The following is a 17,138-nucleotide window of genomic DNA, read 5'->3' on the forward strand; positions in this document are numbered from 1 at the left end:
ACGCACAGCCTGCTGTAGCCGAGGTTGAGAGTTTGCTCCTTGCCAGTGAATAACCGTTGCAGCAGGCGGACTCGGATGATAAAACCGAGTGATGGGTTATAACGATGGCAATCTCAGTAGAGTGTGGTGAGGGGAAATGACACAGGTTTATAATTTTAGTGCTGGTCCAGCAATGCTACCGGTTGAAGTTTTACGTCGTGCGGAACAGGAATTACGTAACTGGCATGGTCTGGGTACGTCGGTCATGGAAATCAGCCACCGCAGTAAAGAATTTATGCAGGTAGCTGAAGAGGCTGAAAAAGATCTGCGCGATCTGATGCAGATCCCAGCCAATTATAAAGTGTTATTTTGTCACGGCGGTGCACGCGCACAGTTTGCTGCGGTTCCACTGAATTTACTCGGTGACAGTAACAGTGCGGATTATATTGATGGCGGCTATTGGGCGCACAGTGCGGTCAAAGAAGCACAGAAATATTGCACTCCGAATGTCATTGATGTGACGACTCACGAGAATGGCGTCACTGGCATTCAGCCCATGAAACAATGGAAATTGAGTGATAATGCCGCCTATGTGCATTACTGCCCGAACGAAACCATTGATGGGCTTGCTATCGATGAAGAGCCTGATTTTGGTAACAAAGTGGTTGTCGCGGACTACTCCTCATCTATCCTTTCTCGCCCGATTGATGTCAGCCGCTATGGTGTCATTTATGCCGGTGCCCAAAAGAATATCGGCCCAGCGGGTCTGACAGTGGTTATCGTGCGTGACGATTTGCTCGGCAAAGCCCGCCAAGAACTGCCGTCGATCCTTGATTATAAAGTTCTGGCAGAGAACGATTCGATGTTCAATACTCCGCCAACTTTCGCTTGGTATCTCTCTGGCTTGGTATTTAAATGGCTGAAAGAGCAGGGCGGTTTGGGCGAAATGGCAAAACGTAATCAGGCCAAAGCTGAGTTACTGTATAGCGCTATTGACCGCACTGGTTTTTACCGCAATCAGATTGCTACCGCGAATCGTTCTCGGATGAATGTGCCGTTCCAAATGAAAGATCCTTCGCTGGACAAGCTGTTCTTGAGTGAAGCTGAAGCTCAAGGGTTGCAAGCCTTGAAAGGCCATCGGGTCGCTGGGGGAATGCGGGCTTCAATCTATAACGCTATGCCAATTGAAGGCGTTAAAGCATTAACCGATTTTATGGCTGATTTTGAACGCCGCCATGGTTGATTTCGCTGTGCGGGTATAAACCTGCACAGATTCATTTATCGCCATTATTTGCATCGTAATTATTCATTAGTAACTTATTCATTAGTGATTTATTAATTGATAGCCACAGCCCCGTGCGGGGCTGTGGTTCATTAAGACTGGAGAGTGCTTTTCCCATGCTGGAATCCCTGACTTTACAACCCATTGCCCTGATTAATGGCACCGTTAATTTACCTGGTTCTAAAAGTGTTTCTAACCGTGCACTTCTTCTGGCAGCGCTGGCTGAGGGGACTACCCAGCTCAACAATTTGTTAGACAGTGATGACATCCGTCATATGCTCAATGCGCTTCAGGCATTGGGGGTAAAGTTCCGTCTTTCTGCTGATCGTACCCGCTGTGACGTTGATGGCCTTGGCGGCAAATTGGTTGCCGAGCAGCCGTTGGAGCTGTTTTTAGGCAATGCCGGCACAGCAATGCGCCCATTGGCGGCGGCACTGTGTCTGGGGAATAGCGATATCGTACTGACCGGTGAACCGCGTATGAAAGAGCGGCCAATTGGTCATTTAGTGGATGCATTACGCCAGGGCGGTGCACAGATTGATTATCTGGAGCAAGAAAACTACCCGCCATTGCGCTTACGTGGCGGTTTCCGCGGCGGTAAGCTAACGGTTGATGGCAGTGTTTCCAGCCAATTCCTGACGGCATTACTGATGACGGCCCCTTTAGCTGAACAAGATACTGATATTCAGATTCAAGGTGAGCTGGTTTCCAAGCCTTATATCGATATTACCTTGCATCTGATGAAGGCTTTCGGCGTTGATGTGGTGCATGAAAACTACCAAATATTCCATATCAAAGGTGGGCAGACTTATCGCACACCGGGAACGTATCTGGTTGAAGGCGACGCGTCATCGGCATCCTATTTCCTGGCGGCTGCGGCGATTAAAGGCGGCACCGTGCGTGTGACGGGTATCGGCAAGAAAAGCGTGCAAGGTGATACTAAGTTTGCCGATGTGTTGGAAAAAATGGGCGCGAAAGTGAGTTGGGGTGATGACTATATCGAATGCAGCCGTGGTGAATTGCATGGTATCGATATGGATATGAACCACATCCCAGATGCGGCAATGACCATTGCCACGACGGCATTATTTGCCGATGGCCCGACGGTGATTCGTAATATTTATAACTGGCGAGTTAAAGAAACTGACCGTTTATCTGCAATGGCGACGGAACTGAGAAAAGTCGGAGCCGAAGTGGAAGAGGGGCAGGATTATATTCGGGTGGTACCTCCGGCACAGTTAATCGCCGCAGAAATAGGGACTTACAATGACCACCGCATGGCAATGTGCTTCTCTCTGGTGGCACTGTCCGATACGCCGGTCACTATTCTGGACCCTAAATGCACCGCCAAGACTTTCCCTGATTACTTTGAACAACTGGCCCGCTTGAGCCAATAATTTCAAGGGTAGATTGACATAATTTAACTGCGTAAATGGGTGCCAATGGGTACCCATTTTTTATGACATAAAGGCGATTTCTGAGCGAGTTATGATTGGCTATCGTCGGTGAAATCTTGGTGATAGATAGATTAGAAATAAATAATTATCGGCTTATCTTGCCCATATCTTCTACACTTCAGCCACAGCCTATGGTTTTATTTTCAGCAACTAAACCACGGCAGGGTAACAGTTCATACCGATGCAGCGTATAATACTGCTCCTGTGTTTGCCCTATCGGGTAGACAAGAGGTTTTGCCTACCGAAAGGAGAGATAAATGACGGCGTCAGCCCCGGTGATAACCGTTGATGGACCGAGTGGTGCAGGTAAAGGTACGCTTTGTAAAGCACTGGCTGAATCGCTGGGCTGGAATTTGCTGGATTCTGGTGCGATTTACCGTGTTTTAGCTTTGGCAGCACTGCATCATCAGGTTGATATCAGCACCGAAGAGGCATTAGTTCCACTTGCCGCGCATCTCGATGTTCGTTTTGTCTCACAGAATGGGCAGTTAAAAGTGATTTTAGAAGGTGAGGATGTCAGCAATGAGATTCGCACTGAAACTGTGGGCAACACGGCATCTCAGGCTGCGGCTTTCCCCCGAGTGCGTGAAGCATTGTTACGCCGACAAAGGGCATTTCGTGAAGCACCAGGCCTGATTGCTGATGGTCGCGATATGGGCACTGTAGTCTTCCCTGATGCGCCAGTGAAAATATTTCTGGATGCAAGTTCGCAAGAACGTGCACACAGGCGCATGCTACAGTTGCAGGAAAAGGGGTTTAATGTTAACTTTGAACGTCTTTTGTCCGAGATACAGGAGCGGGATGACCGCGATCGTAATCGGGCTATTGCACCTTTAGTCCCTGCCGCAGATGCGTTGGTACTGGATTCAACCAGTATGTCCATCGAGCAGGTGATCGAACAGGCGCTGGCTTATGCCCAACGAATTCTAGCGTTGCCGTTAAAAAAATAACGACAATGCGGTCAGTTCTGAGCTCTCAACGATTTATTTTTTAATTAAAATTATTTTTGATGAGCACTTTAACCTTGCTGCAAGGATGTGTGGCGAGGCATGTGAAACAACCCCATCCGGCGGGATGCTAGATGGACGTTAAACTTAAGAATCCTGAAGATTATTAACATGACAGAATCTTTTGCTCAACTCTTTGAAGAATCCCTGAAAACAATTGAAACACGTCCGGGCTCTATCGTCCGTGGTGTTGTTGTTTCTATCGATAAAGATATCGTACTGGTTGACGCCGGTCTGAAATCTGAGTCAGCAATTCCAGCAGAACAGTTCAAGAACGCGCAAGGCGAACTGGAAATTCAAGTTGGTGACGAAGTTGACGTTGCTCTGGACGCTGTTGAAGACGGCTTCGGTGAAACTCTGCTGTCCCGTGAGAAAGCTAAGCGTCACGAAGCATGGCTGATGCTGGAAAAGGCTTACGAAGAAGCTGCAACCGTTACTGGTGTGATCAACGGCAAAGTGAAGGGCGGCTTTACAGTCGAACTGAACGGCATCCGTGCGTTCTTACCTGGTTCACTGGTTGATGTGCGTCCAGTTCGCGATACTCTGCATCTGGAAGGCAAAGAGCTTGAGTTCAAAGTCATCAAGCTGGATCAGAAACGCAACAACGTCGTTGTTTCTCGTCGTGCAGTTATCGAATCCGAGAACAGCGCTGAGCGTGATCAATTGCTGGAAAACCTGCAAGAAGGCATGGAAGTTAAGGGTATCGTTAAGAACCTGACTGACTACGGTGCATTCGTTGATCTGGGTGGCGTTGATGGCTTGCTGCACATTACTGACATGGCTTGGAAACGTGTTAAACACCCAAGCGAAATCGTCAATGTGGGCGACGAAATCACTGTTAAAGTTCTGAAATTCGACCGCGAACGTACTCGTGTATCCCTTGGCTTGAAACAGCTGGGCGAAGATCCATGGGTTGCTATCGCTAAACGTTACCCAGAAAGCACTAAGCTGACTGGTCGTGTAACCAACCTGACTGATTACGGCTGCTTCGTAGAAATCGAAGAAGGTGTTGAAGGTCTGGTACACGTTTCAGAAATGGATTGGACCAACAAAAACATTCACCCGTCTAAAGTTGTTAACGTTGGCGACGTAGTGGAAGTTATGGTTCTGGACATCGATGAAGAACGTCGTCGTATTTCTCTGGGCCTGAAACAGTGCAAATCTAACCCATGGCAGCTGTTTGCAGAAACCCACAACAAAAACGACCGCGTTGAAGGTAAAATCAAGTCTATCACTGACTTCGGTATCTTCATCGGCTTGGACGGCGGCATCGACGGCCTGGTTCACCTGTCTGACATCTCCTGGAACGTTGCAGGCGAAGAAGCAGTTCGTGAATACAAGAAAGGCGACGAAATCGCAGCTGTGGTTCTGCAAGTTGACGCAGAACGTGAGCGTATCTCCTTGGGCGTGAAACAACTGGCAGAAGACCCGTTCAATAACTACCTGTCTGTTAACAAGAAAGGTGCTATTGTTACTGGTAAAGTAACTGCAGTTGACGCTAAAGGTGCTACAGTTGAATTGGCAGGCGGCGTAGAAGGTTATCTGCGTGCTTCCGAAGCAACTCGCGACCGCGTTGAAGATGCGACGCTGGTTCTGAACGTCGGTGATGAAGTTGAAGCCAAATATACTGGCGTTGACCGCAAAAACCGCGTAATCAGCCTGTCTGTTCGTGCTAAAGACGAAGCTGATGAGAAAGATGCTATTGCTACAGTTAACAACAAGCCAGAAGAAGGCAACTTCTCTAGCGCAATGGCAGAAGCGTTCAAAGCTGCAAAAGGCGAGTAATAACGGGGGGCGGTCTTTCTGCCCCTATACGGTAGTTTAGCTGCAAAGCTTGGAGGTAATATGACCAAGTCTGAACTTATTGAAAGACTTGCTGGCCAGCAATCTCACGTACCGGCGAAGGTCGTTGAGGATGCAGTGAAAGAAATGCTTGAACATATGGCTGGAACACTAGCTGAAGGTGAGCGCATTGAGATCCGCGGATTTGGCAGTTTTTCGCTTCACTACCGTGCTCCGCGTGTTGGCCGCAATCCGAAGACTGGCACTAAAGTTGAGTTGGACGGTAAGTACGTTCCACACTTTAAGCCAGGTAAAGAATTGCGCGATCGCGCTAATATCTACGGTTAAGTTGTTTACAACTTTCCGCGTTATTATATATACCTAAAGTACTTGAGGCGCATGCTTCAGATTACTCAGGTGTAACGCTAATACGAAACGGTGCCTATAATGGCACCGTTTTTATTTTGTTCTTCGCCTCGACTACCTACCCAGATCAAATCTAGCTACATCAAAACGCTCTCCCTTCATGAGTAAAACCCCATTTATTTAAGATACATCCCGCATTTCTAAGATTGTTTTTGCAACAAGGCAAAACTGTTCGCGAACCTGCTCTGAACACTCACTATTCATGCTGGTTGTATTGCCCACTCCCATAGAGAATCCGTGTCTTACCCAGAGAGGTTCGGATGGCAATAAGCTTATCTGAGCGTCATAGAATGGATGGATTAATATCACTTTATCAATTGATCATGCCGCAATAGCTATTGTTGCCGGCCTTCTGCCCCTGGTTTTTCTGCCGCAGCTTCCTGGAGCGGCAGCCATAAGCGCATTTCTGGTGTTGGGTGGTTTGTTATGGATGAGTGGTAATGCTTATTGCCAATGTCTTACATTGGCCCTGATTAGCTTTGCATGGGGTGTTTGGCATGGAGATAAAGCATTGATGCAGATTGAGCTTTTGACTCAAGGGGAGCAGCAAGTCGTTGGTACAATCAATAGCTCACATTTGGCCTGGAAGGATGACAACAAAGTCCTGCTTGGTATTCAACAGGTTAATGGTCAGAGAGTTTTCCCGCCGATTAGCGTTGCGCTAAAGTGGCAAAAGGATCTTAGCTACTGTGCGGGGCAGCAGTGGAAACTTCGCCTAAAGATGCGAGGTGTCCACAGTTTACTCAATGAAGGGGGTTTTGATAGCCAACGTTGGGCAATAGCCAATCACCGTCCGCTGCAAGGGCGAGTCATTCACGCTCAAGTACTTGATGCCCGCTGTAATACTCGCCAGCAGGTTATCCGGGCTGTTGAGCAGCAACTTGAACCCTACAGTCAACGAGGAATATTGCTGGCGCTGGCTTTTGGTGAAAGACGTCAACTAGACTCTCAGCTCTGGGCTCTTCTACGTGACACCGGCACGGCACATCTGATGGCAATTTCAGGTTTGCACATTGCAATGGCGGCACTGTTTGGCGGCGCTCTGGCCCGGTGTGTGCAGCTTTTCCTTCCTGTTAGCGGGATTCGGCCACTGTTTCCGTTGTTGATAGGCTGGCTGGTGGCAATGATTTATGTTTGGTTGGCTGGGGCCAATCCACCTGCGGTCAGGGCTGCCATAGCATTAACGCTATGGTCATTGCTTCGACTAGCTGGCGTGTCATGTAGTGCCTGGCAAGTGTGGTTATGGGCATTGGCGCTAATTTTACTCAGCGACCCACTCGCAGTACTTTCAGACAGTTTCTGGCTCTCTTGTCTGGCAGTCTTCAGCCTAATATGTTGGTTCTACTGGATGCCACTTTCATCGCGTTTTAAAACGAGTAGGTATGGAGGGCCAATCCGTTGGTTTCATTTGCAATTGGGTATGATGCTGCTGTTGATGCCATTGCAAATAGGTCTATTCCATGGCATCAGTTTATTTTCGATACCAGCCAATTTATGGGCGGTCCCTGTTGTTTCCTTCATGACTGTTCCAAGTGTTCTATTGGCGCTGATTTTTACGCTACTTCCTACTATTGCCGCAGTGTTTTGGTCATTGGCTGATATGTCGCTAGCGGCAGTGCTTTCGCCCCTTCACTATTTGAGCACTGGTTGGCTATATGTCGGTACGACATCCATTGCTTTGGGATACGGAGGTTGGCTGCTCATGCTGGTCTGGCGCTTCCAGTGGTGGCGTAATTACCCTATTGGAATCATAGTTCTTTGCGTTAATTTGATATTGCTCACACAACGACGTGATGAATACCGCTGGCGTGTTGATATGTTGGATATCGGTCATGGTTTGGCGATGGTAATTGAACGCGACCGAAAAGCCATTATCTTCGATACAGGTAACCGCTGGGCAACGGGTAGCATGGCCTCAATGGTTATCCTGCCTTATTTACGCTGGCGTGGCATTACCGTGGAGCAGATTATCCTTAGTCATGATCATCTGGATCATACTGGAGGATTAGCTGAACTTCGTGCTGCTTTTCCACTGGCGACGGTTCGCGCGCCATTCCCTCTAGAGGGCGATGTCAGTGTGTTGCCCTGTAAGCAAGGGGAGCAATGGCAGTGGCAAGGTTTGAATTTCGAGGTTTTATGGCCTGAGGCACAGGTGGTTAATGCTCAAAATGATGATTCGTGTGTTATTCGTATCGATGATGGCAAATACCGCTTATTGCTGACCGGTGACCTTGAAATGAAGGGGGAGCGGCAGTTGGTCAAATATTCTCGTCCAAAGCTAGCCTCAACACTGATACAGGTTCCTCATCATGGGAGCAATACCTCTTCAACTGCGCCTTTCTTACGGGCGGTGAAGCCGGAGTTGGCACTGACTTCTGTTGCACGCTATAACCAATGGCATCTTCCTGCCAAAAAAGTGATTCAGCGCTATCAAAAAAATAGCATTATTTGGCGTGATACCTCGGTATCTGGACAACTAAGTGTGTATTTTTACAGCGATAGTTGGCAAATTAATGGCTATCGGGAACAATTAATGCCACGTTGGTACCACCAGCAATTTGGCGTTAGGGGTCATAATGAGTAGAATGGGCCGCTATTTCTTCTGGTGCTGGTATTTGCATGATGAATGATAAAGATCTATCCACTTGGCAGACGTTCCGTCGCCTCTGGCCAATGATCTCTCCTTTTAAGACCGGTCTTGTGGTGGCGGCGATAGCATTGATCCTTAATGCTGCCAGTGACACCTTTATGTTGTCATTGCTAAAGCCATTGTTAGACGATGGTTTTGGTAAAGCGAACAGCTCAATTTTAAAATGGATGCCTCTGGCGGTAATCGGTTTGATGGTTGTCCGTGGTGTCACTGGCTTTGTTTCAAGCTATTGCATCTCCTGGGTCTCAGGCAAAGTGGTGATGCATATCCGTCGCCGCTTATTCAGCCATATGATGGGAATGCCGGTTTCATTTTTTGATCAGCAATCAACGGGTACTCTGTTATCCCGTATAACCTATGACTCCGAGCAAGTCGCGGCATCTTCTTCTGGCGCATTGGTTACTGTAGTGCGGGAAGGGGCTTCGATTATCGGCTTGTTCATTATGATGTTTTACTACAGCTGGCAGTTGTCGCTGATTTTAATCGTCATCGCACCGATTGTTTCGGTTTCTATCCGTTTGGTCTCAAAGCGTTTTCGTAATATTAGTAAAAATATGCAAAGCACTATGGGGGAAGTGACCACCAGTGCAGAACAAATGCTTAAAGGGCACAAAGAGGTGTTGATCTTTGGCGGCCAGAAAGTTGAAACCGAGCGTTTTGAGACGGTCAGTAACCGCATGCGTCAGCAGGGGATGAAGCTGGTTTCTGCCTCTTCTATTTCCGACCCAATTATTCAGTTGATTGCCTCTTTTGCCTTGGCGTTTGTGCTCTATGCAGCAAGCTTCCCAAGTGTGATGGAAACCCTGACCGCCGGTACGATTACGGTGGTGTTCTCCGCCATGATTGCACTGATGCGCCCATTGAAGTCACTCACCAATGTGAATGCCCAATTCCAGCGCGGTATGGCGGCTTGCCAGACGCTATTCACTATTCTGGATATGGAACAGGAAAAGGACGATGGCAAACTGGAAGTTGAACGCGCGAAAGGTGAAATAGAATTCCGCCATGTGACTTTCTACTACCCGGGCAAAGACACCCCAGCACTGAATGACATTAATATGCACATTGAAGCGGGTAAAACCGTGGCATTGGTAGGGCGTTCAGGTTCAGGTAAGTCAACTATCGCTAATTTACTTACCCGTTTCTACGATGTGAGTGAAGGCAGCATCCTGATGGATGGTCATGACTTACGTGACTATCGGTTGGGCTCCCTACGTAATCAGGTTGCGCTGGTATCGCAAAACGTACATCTGTTCAATGATACTGTTGCTAATAACATCGCTTATGCCCGTGATGAGCAATACAGCCGCGCTGAAATTGAAGAAGCTGCCCGCATGGCTTATGCCATGGACTTTATCAATAAAATGGAAAATGGCCTGGACACCGTGATTGGTGAAAACGGCGTGATGCTTTCTGGTGGTCAACGTCAACGTATTGCCATTGCGCGAGCGCTATTGCGAGATTGCCCAATATTGATTCTGGATGAAGCGACCTCGGCATTGGATACCGAATCTGAGCGGGCGATCCAATCTGCATTGGATGAGTTACAGAAAAACCGCACTTCACTGGTTATTGCGCATCGCTTGTCCACCATTGAAAAAGCGGATGAGATCTTGGTGATTGAAGATGGGCGCATTGTCGAACGCGGTGTACATGCAGAATTGCTGGCGAAAAAGGGTGCTTATGCCCAACTTAACCGTATGCAGTTTGGCCAATGATTGAGCGTATTTGGTCTGGGAAGTCGTGGCTGTATTTATTACTGCTACCGCTATCTTGGCTCTATGGTGCAATCACCTGGCTTATTCGTACCAGCTATACTCTGGGGCTGCGTTCAGCTTGGCGCTCCCCAGTGCCGGTTATTATTGTTGGTAATCTTACCGCTGGCGGTAATGGTAAGACGCCAGTGGTTATCTGGCTGGTGGAACACCTACAACTGCGGGGTTACCGTGTTGGTGTGGTGTCCCGTGGTTATGGCGGTAAGTCGGATGCCTATCCGTTGCTACTCTCCAATGAGATCACAACGGCTCAGGCAGGTGATGAGCCGGTGCTGATTTTTCAGCGCACTGGTGCGCCAGTGGCCGTTTCTCCTAAACGTTCTGAGGCTGTAAAAGCCTTACTGAAATATCACGAGCTGGATTTCATCATCACAGATGACGGTTTACAACATTATGCATTGCAGCGCGATTTTGAGCTGGTGGTGATTGATGGTGTGCGGCGTTTCGGTAATGGCTGGTGGCTTCCTGCTGGTCCAATGCGGGAGCGGGCAGGGCGACTTCGCTCTGTCGATGCAGTGATAACTAATGGCGGTCTGGCAGCTGTGGGTGAAATCCCCATGCAGTTGGTGGCATGCGACGCGATTAATTTGGTAACAGGTGAACGCCTACCCGCACAGCAATTGCACCATGTCGTCGCTATGGCGGGAATCGGTCATCCGCCCCGTTTTTTTGCCACACTGAGTTCATTAGGTATTGAGCCTAAAAATGAATATGCTTTTGCAGACCATCAGGATTATTCATTGGCTCAACTTAGCCCACTGACTTCGGGGCCACAGATATTACTCATGACCGAAAAAGATGCCGTCAAATGCCGGGCTTTTGCTCAGCCTAACTGGTGGTATCTGCCAGTCGATGCACAGTTACCGCCTGATCAGGCTGAACAATTACTGCTGAAAATTCAGGCACTCCCTCGCCATTCGGTATCATCCAATTTATAAACTCAGTGTCACCAATTGTAAGGCTGCGGCACATGCAGCCAACGAACGCTGCTGTGTTTCTTCATACAATTGCAGTTCATCAATGACCTCAACCCCTAAATCGCGCTGAAAATCCTGTTTACTGGAGTGTCCGGTAAAATGACTCTGGCCTTTATCCCCTAAATTTGATTGGAAAATCCCTGCGGCACTGACAGGTAAAAAATCCTCATAAACCAAAGGTTCATATTGGATGATAGCGGCGCTAATTAGTTGTTCTAAAGTCAGATCTTGGATTGATGCAGCAGAAATATGGAGGCCTTTCTCGGTAGGGAAATAACGGAAAAAGGCGAGTTTCTCTGCGCGCATTGTCGGGTAATCATCAGGGAATTGGCTGAATTGCTCACAAAGAAGAGTTTTGTATTGCTCAGCATTTTTCTCATTCGCAGGCACCTGTAATTGATCTTGAGCTGCCTGTAACAAGCGGTCATAAAGGGAGCGGCCTTTGGCGGTCAGTGCAGCACCGCGCTGTTCTATCTCGCCGAAGCGGGCAGTGTGATGCCCTTGAACTCTCTGGCCATCAGTGGATATAAAGGCGACTTTTTCTTCCAATGCCTTAAAGCTGGTTTGTCGCAACAGTATCGGGCAGTGGCGTGGCGGCGGCCCTTCGATCACCGCCTTAGGGGTAATATGGTGCTCTGGCATCGCTGTTTGCACGGCATCTATATTTAACGTTCGTGGGGTCAGGTGATTAATATGGGGCCCTTTGAAAGCAACTACATCAGCAATTAAGCGATGCTGATCATGAAGTTGCTGGTAAACCTCGGCACTGACAGTGGCTTGGCTATGCCAGCGGAATGTTTCCAAGGCCTGAGTAATAAAATCAGTCGCTTCATTATCCGTTAGCCCACCCGCAGTTTCATACTTTGCAATTAACTCAATGGCACGTGGGGTGAAAATATCTCTTTTCGCAAGAATATCAGCAGCTTGCTGTCTCAGCTCAGGTTGTTCAATCAGCTCTAGACGTAATAGTGAAGTGAAAACCCGGAAAGGACTGACCTGCAATGAGGCTTCATGCACGGCGCGAAATGCCGTGGAGTGAACCGGTACTCCGGCTGGAGCCAGGTCATAATAACCAACAGGAACCATACCCATGACGGCAAATAAACGGCGCAAGGTAGCAAGTTCGGCGGCCGTTCCCACCCGGATAGCGCCATGACGCTCCCTATTTAACCGCTCAATCTCCCCTGTTTGGCGCAAATGACGAGTCAGTTCTGGTTGCTGTTCCATGGTCTGGGTGTTTATTTCGGCAACCAATTGCAATAAGGCCCCGTATAGCGGGACTTCGGCCTGATACATATCCGACATAGCGCGGGAGAATCTGGCACGTATTTCATCGGGCTGAACAAAGGATGGCTGGGTCGTCATCAGGTGGCTCCTATTGGCCTATTGCAGCGCAAATTGCCGGGTGGTTACTGTATGCTCAATTTTTATTTTAGTTTGATATCGTTAAGTTAGGGGGTAACCAGCGGAGAATATTGGTTTTTTATGCGTGACATCTCATTGATGCTGCTGCTTGATGTATTTTCCCAGATAAAATGATTGCATGATTATATTTTTTGTGAGTAAATAGCCGCCGGCCTGTGATACAGACCTATTTATGTGTAAGAGTGTACGAGAGTAAAGCAAAGCAGTTCCTCCCAAGACGTTATCTTTTTGATGCCGCTTCAAAGACGAACCTCCTAGTATCTCCGATAAGTAACTCCCATATGTAATGTTTCTGATGCAGACCCGCTATTGCCAATAGCGTAGAGTGCCTTATGGCAGATTTATTAGTATTTGTATTTGATAGTAAAGGTAAAAGTTATGTCTAAGAAAACTGGTCAGGTTAAGTGGTTCAACGAAGCTAAAGGTTTTGGTTTTATTGAACAGCATGATGGCGGTAACGATGTGTTTGTTCACTTCTCCGCAATCGCAACTGATGGGTTCAAAACTTTGGCTGAAGGCCAACGTGTTGAGTACACCATCCAAGACAGCCCGCGCGGGCCGGCTGCCGCAAACGTTATTGCTCTGTAATTCAGAATTATAATGTTTGAATTATCTTGGAAATTGATGATGCCAATGTGCTAATCATCTATCCGGATAGCAAAATTCTAAAACCCGCATTTATGCGGGTTTTTTCATACAATCAAGCTCATAGAGGTTTAATCAGAAAACTTTAGGATGGGCAACTGCATCTAAACAATAAATAAAAATGAGTTGTTAGGATGCCCAGTAAAAGGAAATTTATTATGACGTTAAAAATGGGTCGCGTGAAATGGTTCAACCAGTCCGAAGGTTACGGTTTCATTTCTCCACATGATGGTAGTTTGGATGTGTATGTCAGCAAGACAGCCATTGCCAACACCAAAAATAAATCACTGAGTGAAGGGCAGGACGTTGAATTCTCTACATATCGTAGTATTCACGGGCCGTCAGCCGCTGATGTGATCGCTTTCTAAGAAAACGGCTACCCAAGGGTAGCCGTTTTTTTTACTCTTCTGACTGGACGCCGTAGCGCCAATTATTTTGAGTCGTTGTTACCTCTGTTCGATATTAACTTCATCGCCGGGCTATTTTGCAGGTGCTGCTATTTGTATTTTTGCGGCTTAGTTGCTGAAGTTAGCAAACAGCGCAATAATTTTATGGAATACTTTCATTTCTTACTCGATGCACATAATTGTGTGATGTCAGTCACAAAATAATACTCCTCGATATTCAACATATCAATAACAAAACCAACATTTACCCCCTCAATTGCCGAGAGTATTTACTTATATTAATGCTGCTTAACATAACTGCTTGTTATTAACCGTGGATATCAATGACGGCATCGGCGCAGTTAACCTGCAACTGTGGATATGATATCCTCGACCACTTTCCTGCTGGCTAAACTCCATTCTGGAGGATGTATGGACCACCGTTTACTCGAAATCGTTGCCTGCCCGGTCTGCAACGGCAAGTTGTACTTCAATAAAGAAAACCTTGAGCTGGTATGTAAAGCTGACAATCTGGCTTACCCGGTGCGTGACGGCATTCCGGTATTGTTGGAGAACGAAGCCCGCCCACTGTCAATTGATGAGAAGCACGCATGAGTTTCATTGCTATAATTCCCGCCCGCTATGCATCAACCCGTCTACCCGGTAAGCCACTGGCTGATATTGCTGGCAAACCTATGGTTGTTCATGTGATGGAGCAAGCGCTGGCGTCAGGTGCCTCTCGGGTGATTGTGGCAACAGACCATCCAGAAGTGGTGAAAGCTGTTGAAGCAGCAGGGGGCGAGGTGTGCCTGACTCGAGCTGATCATCAGTCTGGTACCGAGCGCTTAGCTGAAGTTATCGAGCGTTATAATTTTGCTGATGATGACATTATCGTCAATGTACAGGGCGATGAGCCACTGATACCGCCGGTGATTATTCGCCAGGTTGCTGATAATTTGGCCGCCTCTAGCGCGGGTATGGCAACACTAGCTGTACCGATTGCAAGCAGCGAAGAAGCGTTTAATCCAAACGCGGTGAAAGTTGTTATGGATGCTCAGGGTTATGCGCTCTATTTTTCCCGTGCGGCAATCCCATGGGAGAGAGAGCGTTTTGCTCAATCCAAAGACACCATTGGTGACTGTTTCTTACGTCATATTGGTATCTATGCTTATCGCGCCGGTTTTATTCGCCGCTATGTTAATTGGGCACCCAGCAAACTGGAACAAATCGAATTATTAGAGCAACTTCGCGTGCTGTGGTACGGCGAGAAAATCCATGTTGCCGTGGCAAAAGCTGTGCCGGCGGTTGGGGTGGATACTCAAGAAGATTTGGACCGAGTTCGGGCGATTATGCTCAATCAGTAATGCAATAATCATCGTTAGAACTCCAACGGCAGGCTCATTAGATCCTGCCGTTGCTATTTTATAGCCGATGGTTTGATTTTTATTATGGATGTTATTTGATCTGGGTTCTGGAAATATCCAGCCCACCATCTCATTATGAAGAATCCCTATAGTCAGATAATCGGAAGAGCCTTATGGAACAGCTGAAAGCTGAGTTGAGTGTCGTGCTTGGGGAGTCTATTACCCGCCTTGAACGTATCAGCGAGCAGCCCTATGCCCATCTGTATGCAATGTATAATCAGCAGGGGCAGGCCATCCCATTGTTGGCGAAAAGTTATGTTTGTCAGGGGATTGCGCAGCAAGAGGCATATAAACTGTCAATGTTGTCGCGTGAGGGCGATATCCGCCTGCCGACAGTGTATGGCTTAGTCATGACCCACCAATCCCCGTATAAAGAAATTCTGCTGATGGAGCGTTTACGTGGGGTTTCAGTGGAAGCACCAACCCGCACCGGCGAACGCTGGGATGCTCTGATGGATCAGATAGTTGAAGGTGTATTAGCCTGGCACCGCATTGATAGCCATGGTTGTGTGGGTAACGTTGATAGCACACAGGAAAATAATTGGTTCAGTTGGTATCAGCAACGCGTCGAAGTATTGTGGGCCACACTATCTAATATGAATTCACCGGTCATGACCTTGGAAGACCGCGCGGTACTTTATCGTGCTCGGGCCTCCTTAAGTGCACTTTTCGCCGGTTTTGACGACAGTTCAGTGCTGGTGCACGGCAATCTCACCTTACGCAGTATGCTGAAAGATGCGCGCAGCGATCAGTTATTAGCGATGCTGAATCCCGGCCCGATATTATGGGCGCCACGCGAGTATGATTTATTCCGACTCAGTGAAGAGGGAATGCCGAGCCAACTATTTTATCGTTATCTCAATAAAGCACCGGTTTCTGAATCCTTTGTTGCCCGTCGTTGGCTCTATACCCTGTGGGAATTGGTATCTCGCTTTATTCATACCGGCAATTTAGACCGTGCCTTATTTGATAATGCAGCCCGGCAACTTTTACCTTGGTTAGATTAAATATCCCATTATCTCTTTCAATTTTCTGGCGGGTTATTTTCAGTTAATTTCTGCCAGATTAGCCCCAATGTTTCATACCAGGCCCGCTCGGAATGGCCAAGATATACGGCGGCCGGAATGCTGCGCTCCCAGCTATGCAGTGGGGTGGTAATAGCTAACTGATTGGCCGGCGCCGGGATGGGATGCAACCCTTTGGCGGCAAAGAATTTCATCGCCCGTGGCAAATGGCTGGCGGAAGTCACCAACAAAAACGGCTTATCACCGACCAAACCCGCCACTGCGGCGGCTTCTTCCACCGTATCTTTGGGCTGCTCTAACGCAATAATATTCTCGGCGGGGACACCTAAACTTTCAGCAACCTGTGCAGCGGTTCTTGCGCTGCTTTGACTGTTGGGGCCAGCGCCGCCAGTAAACACCATTTTTGCATTGGGATGAGCACGATATAGCCGGATACCTTCGGTAACGCGCGGCAAACTATTTGCGAATAAATTCGCACTTGGCGCCCAATTCGGATTAAACGTGTAGCCGCCGCCAAGGACAACAATGTAATCTACCGGGTCGTTTCCCTGATAAGTCGCGTACTGTTTTTCCAGCGGTAATAGCAGGCGATCCGCGACAGGTTGCAGGCTAATAAGCAATAATATCAGCCAACTTAATGCAAAAAGCGTTTTGCCACTTTTCTGCCAGCGAGTAAACCACAATAAGATGAGTGCCAGTCCCATAAGGATTAGCACCAAAGGCAGTGGCATTAATAAGCCACCGACAAACTTTTTTAGGGTGAAAAGCATAAAAACAGGCACCTTTTGGCTGAAAAATCGGCATTTGGTGATGATTATGGGTCAAGAAGATTTATTCTAAGTCAGGCTGTGCCAAAATAGCAGGTTGGTAGTCATTCTTTTTGCTGTAGCCATTGATT

General features: G+C 47.8%; 15 protein-coding genes. 13 read left to right on the forward strand and 2 right to left on the reverse strand.

Annotated elements, in window-relative coordinates; translation table 11 throughout:
* The first annotated feature begins 136 nt into the window (after positions 1-136).
* The 8 genes from serC to lpxK all read left to right on the forward strand — a co-directional run bounded on the left by serC (position 137) and on the right by lpxK (position 11,296).
* Positions 137-1,222 carry a 3-phosphoserine/phosphohydroxythreonine transaminase gene (gene serC / locus FTA96_RS15960; protein WP_050106306.1) on the forward strand — a complete coding sequence of 362 codons (1,086 nt, stop codon included), beginning with the start codon at positions 137-139 and terminating at the stop codon, positions 1,220-1,222.
* A 155-nt stretch (positions 1,223-1,377) separates the two neighbouring features.
* The gene (gene aroA / locus FTA96_RS15965) at positions 1,378-2,658 is read left to right on the forward strand and encodes a 3-phosphoshikimate 1-carboxyvinyltransferase (protein WP_050133049.1); all 1,281 of its coding nucleotides are present in this window, start codon (positions 1,378-1,380) and stop codon (positions 2,656-2,658) included.
* Positions 2,659-2,975: 317 nt separating this feature from the next.
* Entirely contained in the window at positions 2,976-3,668 is a 693-nt protein-coding gene (cmk, locus tag FTA96_RS15970) for a (d)CMP kinase (protein WP_050106308.1), read from the forward strand.
* 168 nt (positions 3,669-3,836) lie between these two features.
* A complete protein-coding gene (rpsA, locus tag FTA96_RS15975) occupies positions 3,837-5,510 on the forward strand; it encodes a 30S ribosomal protein S1 (protein WP_004391091.1) in 1,674 nt (557 codons plus the stop codon).
* 60 nt (positions 5,511-5,570) lie between these two features.
* Positions 5,571-5,855, forward strand: a complete 285-nt coding sequence (ihfB, locus tag FTA96_RS15980; protein WP_004710022.1) for an integration host factor subunit beta — start codon at positions 5,571-5,573, stop codon at positions 5,853-5,855.
* Positions 5,856-6,231: 376 nt separating this feature from the next.
* Positions 6,232-8,517, forward strand: coding sequence for a ComEC family protein (locus FTA96_RS15985; RefSeq protein WP_050151057.1), 2,286 nt, complete (start codon positions 6,232-6,234; stop codon positions 8,515-8,517).
* A 35-nt stretch (positions 8,518-8,552) separates the two neighbouring features.
* Positions 8,553-10,301 (forward strand): lipid A ABC transporter ATP-binding protein/permease MsbA, encoded by a 1,749-nt coding sequence (msbA, locus tag FTA96_RS15990; RefSeq protein ID WP_050106310.1) that lies wholly within the window; start codon positions 8,553-8,555, stop codon positions 10,299-10,301.
* Complete coding sequence (gene lpxK / locus FTA96_RS15995) at positions 10,298-11,296, forward strand: tetraacyldisaccharide 4'-kinase (RefSeq protein WP_145574300.1); 999 nt, start codon at positions 10,298-10,300, stop codon at positions 11,294-11,296. The genes msbA and lpxK overlap by 4 nt, the downstream gene beginning before the upstream one ends.
* On the opposite strand, the gene hglS is transcribed toward lpxK, so the two are convergent.
* Complete coding sequence (gene hglS / locus FTA96_RS16000; RefSeq protein WP_145574301.1) at positions 11,291-12,700, reverse strand: 2-oxoadipate dioxygenase/decarboxylase HglS; 1,410 nt, start codon at positions 12,698-12,700, stop codon at positions 11,291-11,293. The genes lpxK and hglS overlap by 6 nt on opposite strands.
* 438 nt (positions 12,701-13,138) lie before the next feature.
* Here hglS and cspE point away from each other — a divergent pair, with 438 nt between their 5' ends.
* From cspE to FTA96_RS16025, 5 genes are all read left to right on the forward strand, one after another.
* On the forward strand, positions 13,139-13,348 hold the full coding sequence (cspE, locus tag FTA96_RS16005; RefSeq protein ID WP_050106313.1) for a transcription antiterminator/RNA stability regulator CspE: 210 nt from the start codon (positions 13,139-13,141) through the stop codon (positions 13,346-13,348).
* Positions 13,349-13,563: 215 nt separating this feature from the next.
* Entirely contained in the window at positions 13,564-13,773 is a 210-nt protein-coding gene (locus FTA96_RS16010; protein WP_005159937.1) for a cold-shock protein, read from the forward strand.
* 450 nt (positions 13,774-14,223) lie between these two features.
* Positions 14,224-14,406, forward strand: coding sequence for a Trm112 family protein (locus FTA96_RS16015; protein ID WP_004700032.1), 183 nt, complete (start codon positions 14,224-14,226; stop codon positions 14,404-14,406).
* Entirely contained in the window at positions 14,403-15,155 is a 753-nt protein-coding gene (gene kdsB, locus FTA96_RS16020; protein ID WP_050106314.1) for a 3-deoxy-manno-octulosonate cytidylyltransferase, read from the forward strand. Before FTA96_RS16015 ends, kdsB begins: the two co-directional genes overlap by 4 nt.
* Before the next feature lie 173 nt (positions 15,156-15,328).
* Positions 15,329-16,222, forward strand: coding sequence for a YcbJ family phosphotransferase (locus FTA96_RS16025; RefSeq protein WP_050106315.1), 894 nt, complete (start codon positions 15,329-15,331; stop codon positions 16,220-16,222).
* Between the two features lie 17 nt (positions 16,223-16,239).
* On the opposite strand, the gene elyC is transcribed toward FTA96_RS16025, so the two are convergent.
* Positions 16,240-17,010, reverse strand: coding sequence for an envelope biogenesis factor ElyC (gene elyC / locus FTA96_RS16030; protein WP_050106316.1), 771 nt, complete (start codon positions 17,008-17,010; stop codon positions 16,240-16,242).
* Positions 17,011-17,138: the final 128 nt, after the last annotated feature.

Origin of the sequence: Yersinia alsatica, assembly GCF_902170305.1 — a bacterium.
Classification (GTDB): Bacteria; Pseudomonadota; Gammaproteobacteria; order Enterobacterales; family Enterobacteriaceae; genus Yersinia; species Yersinia alsatica.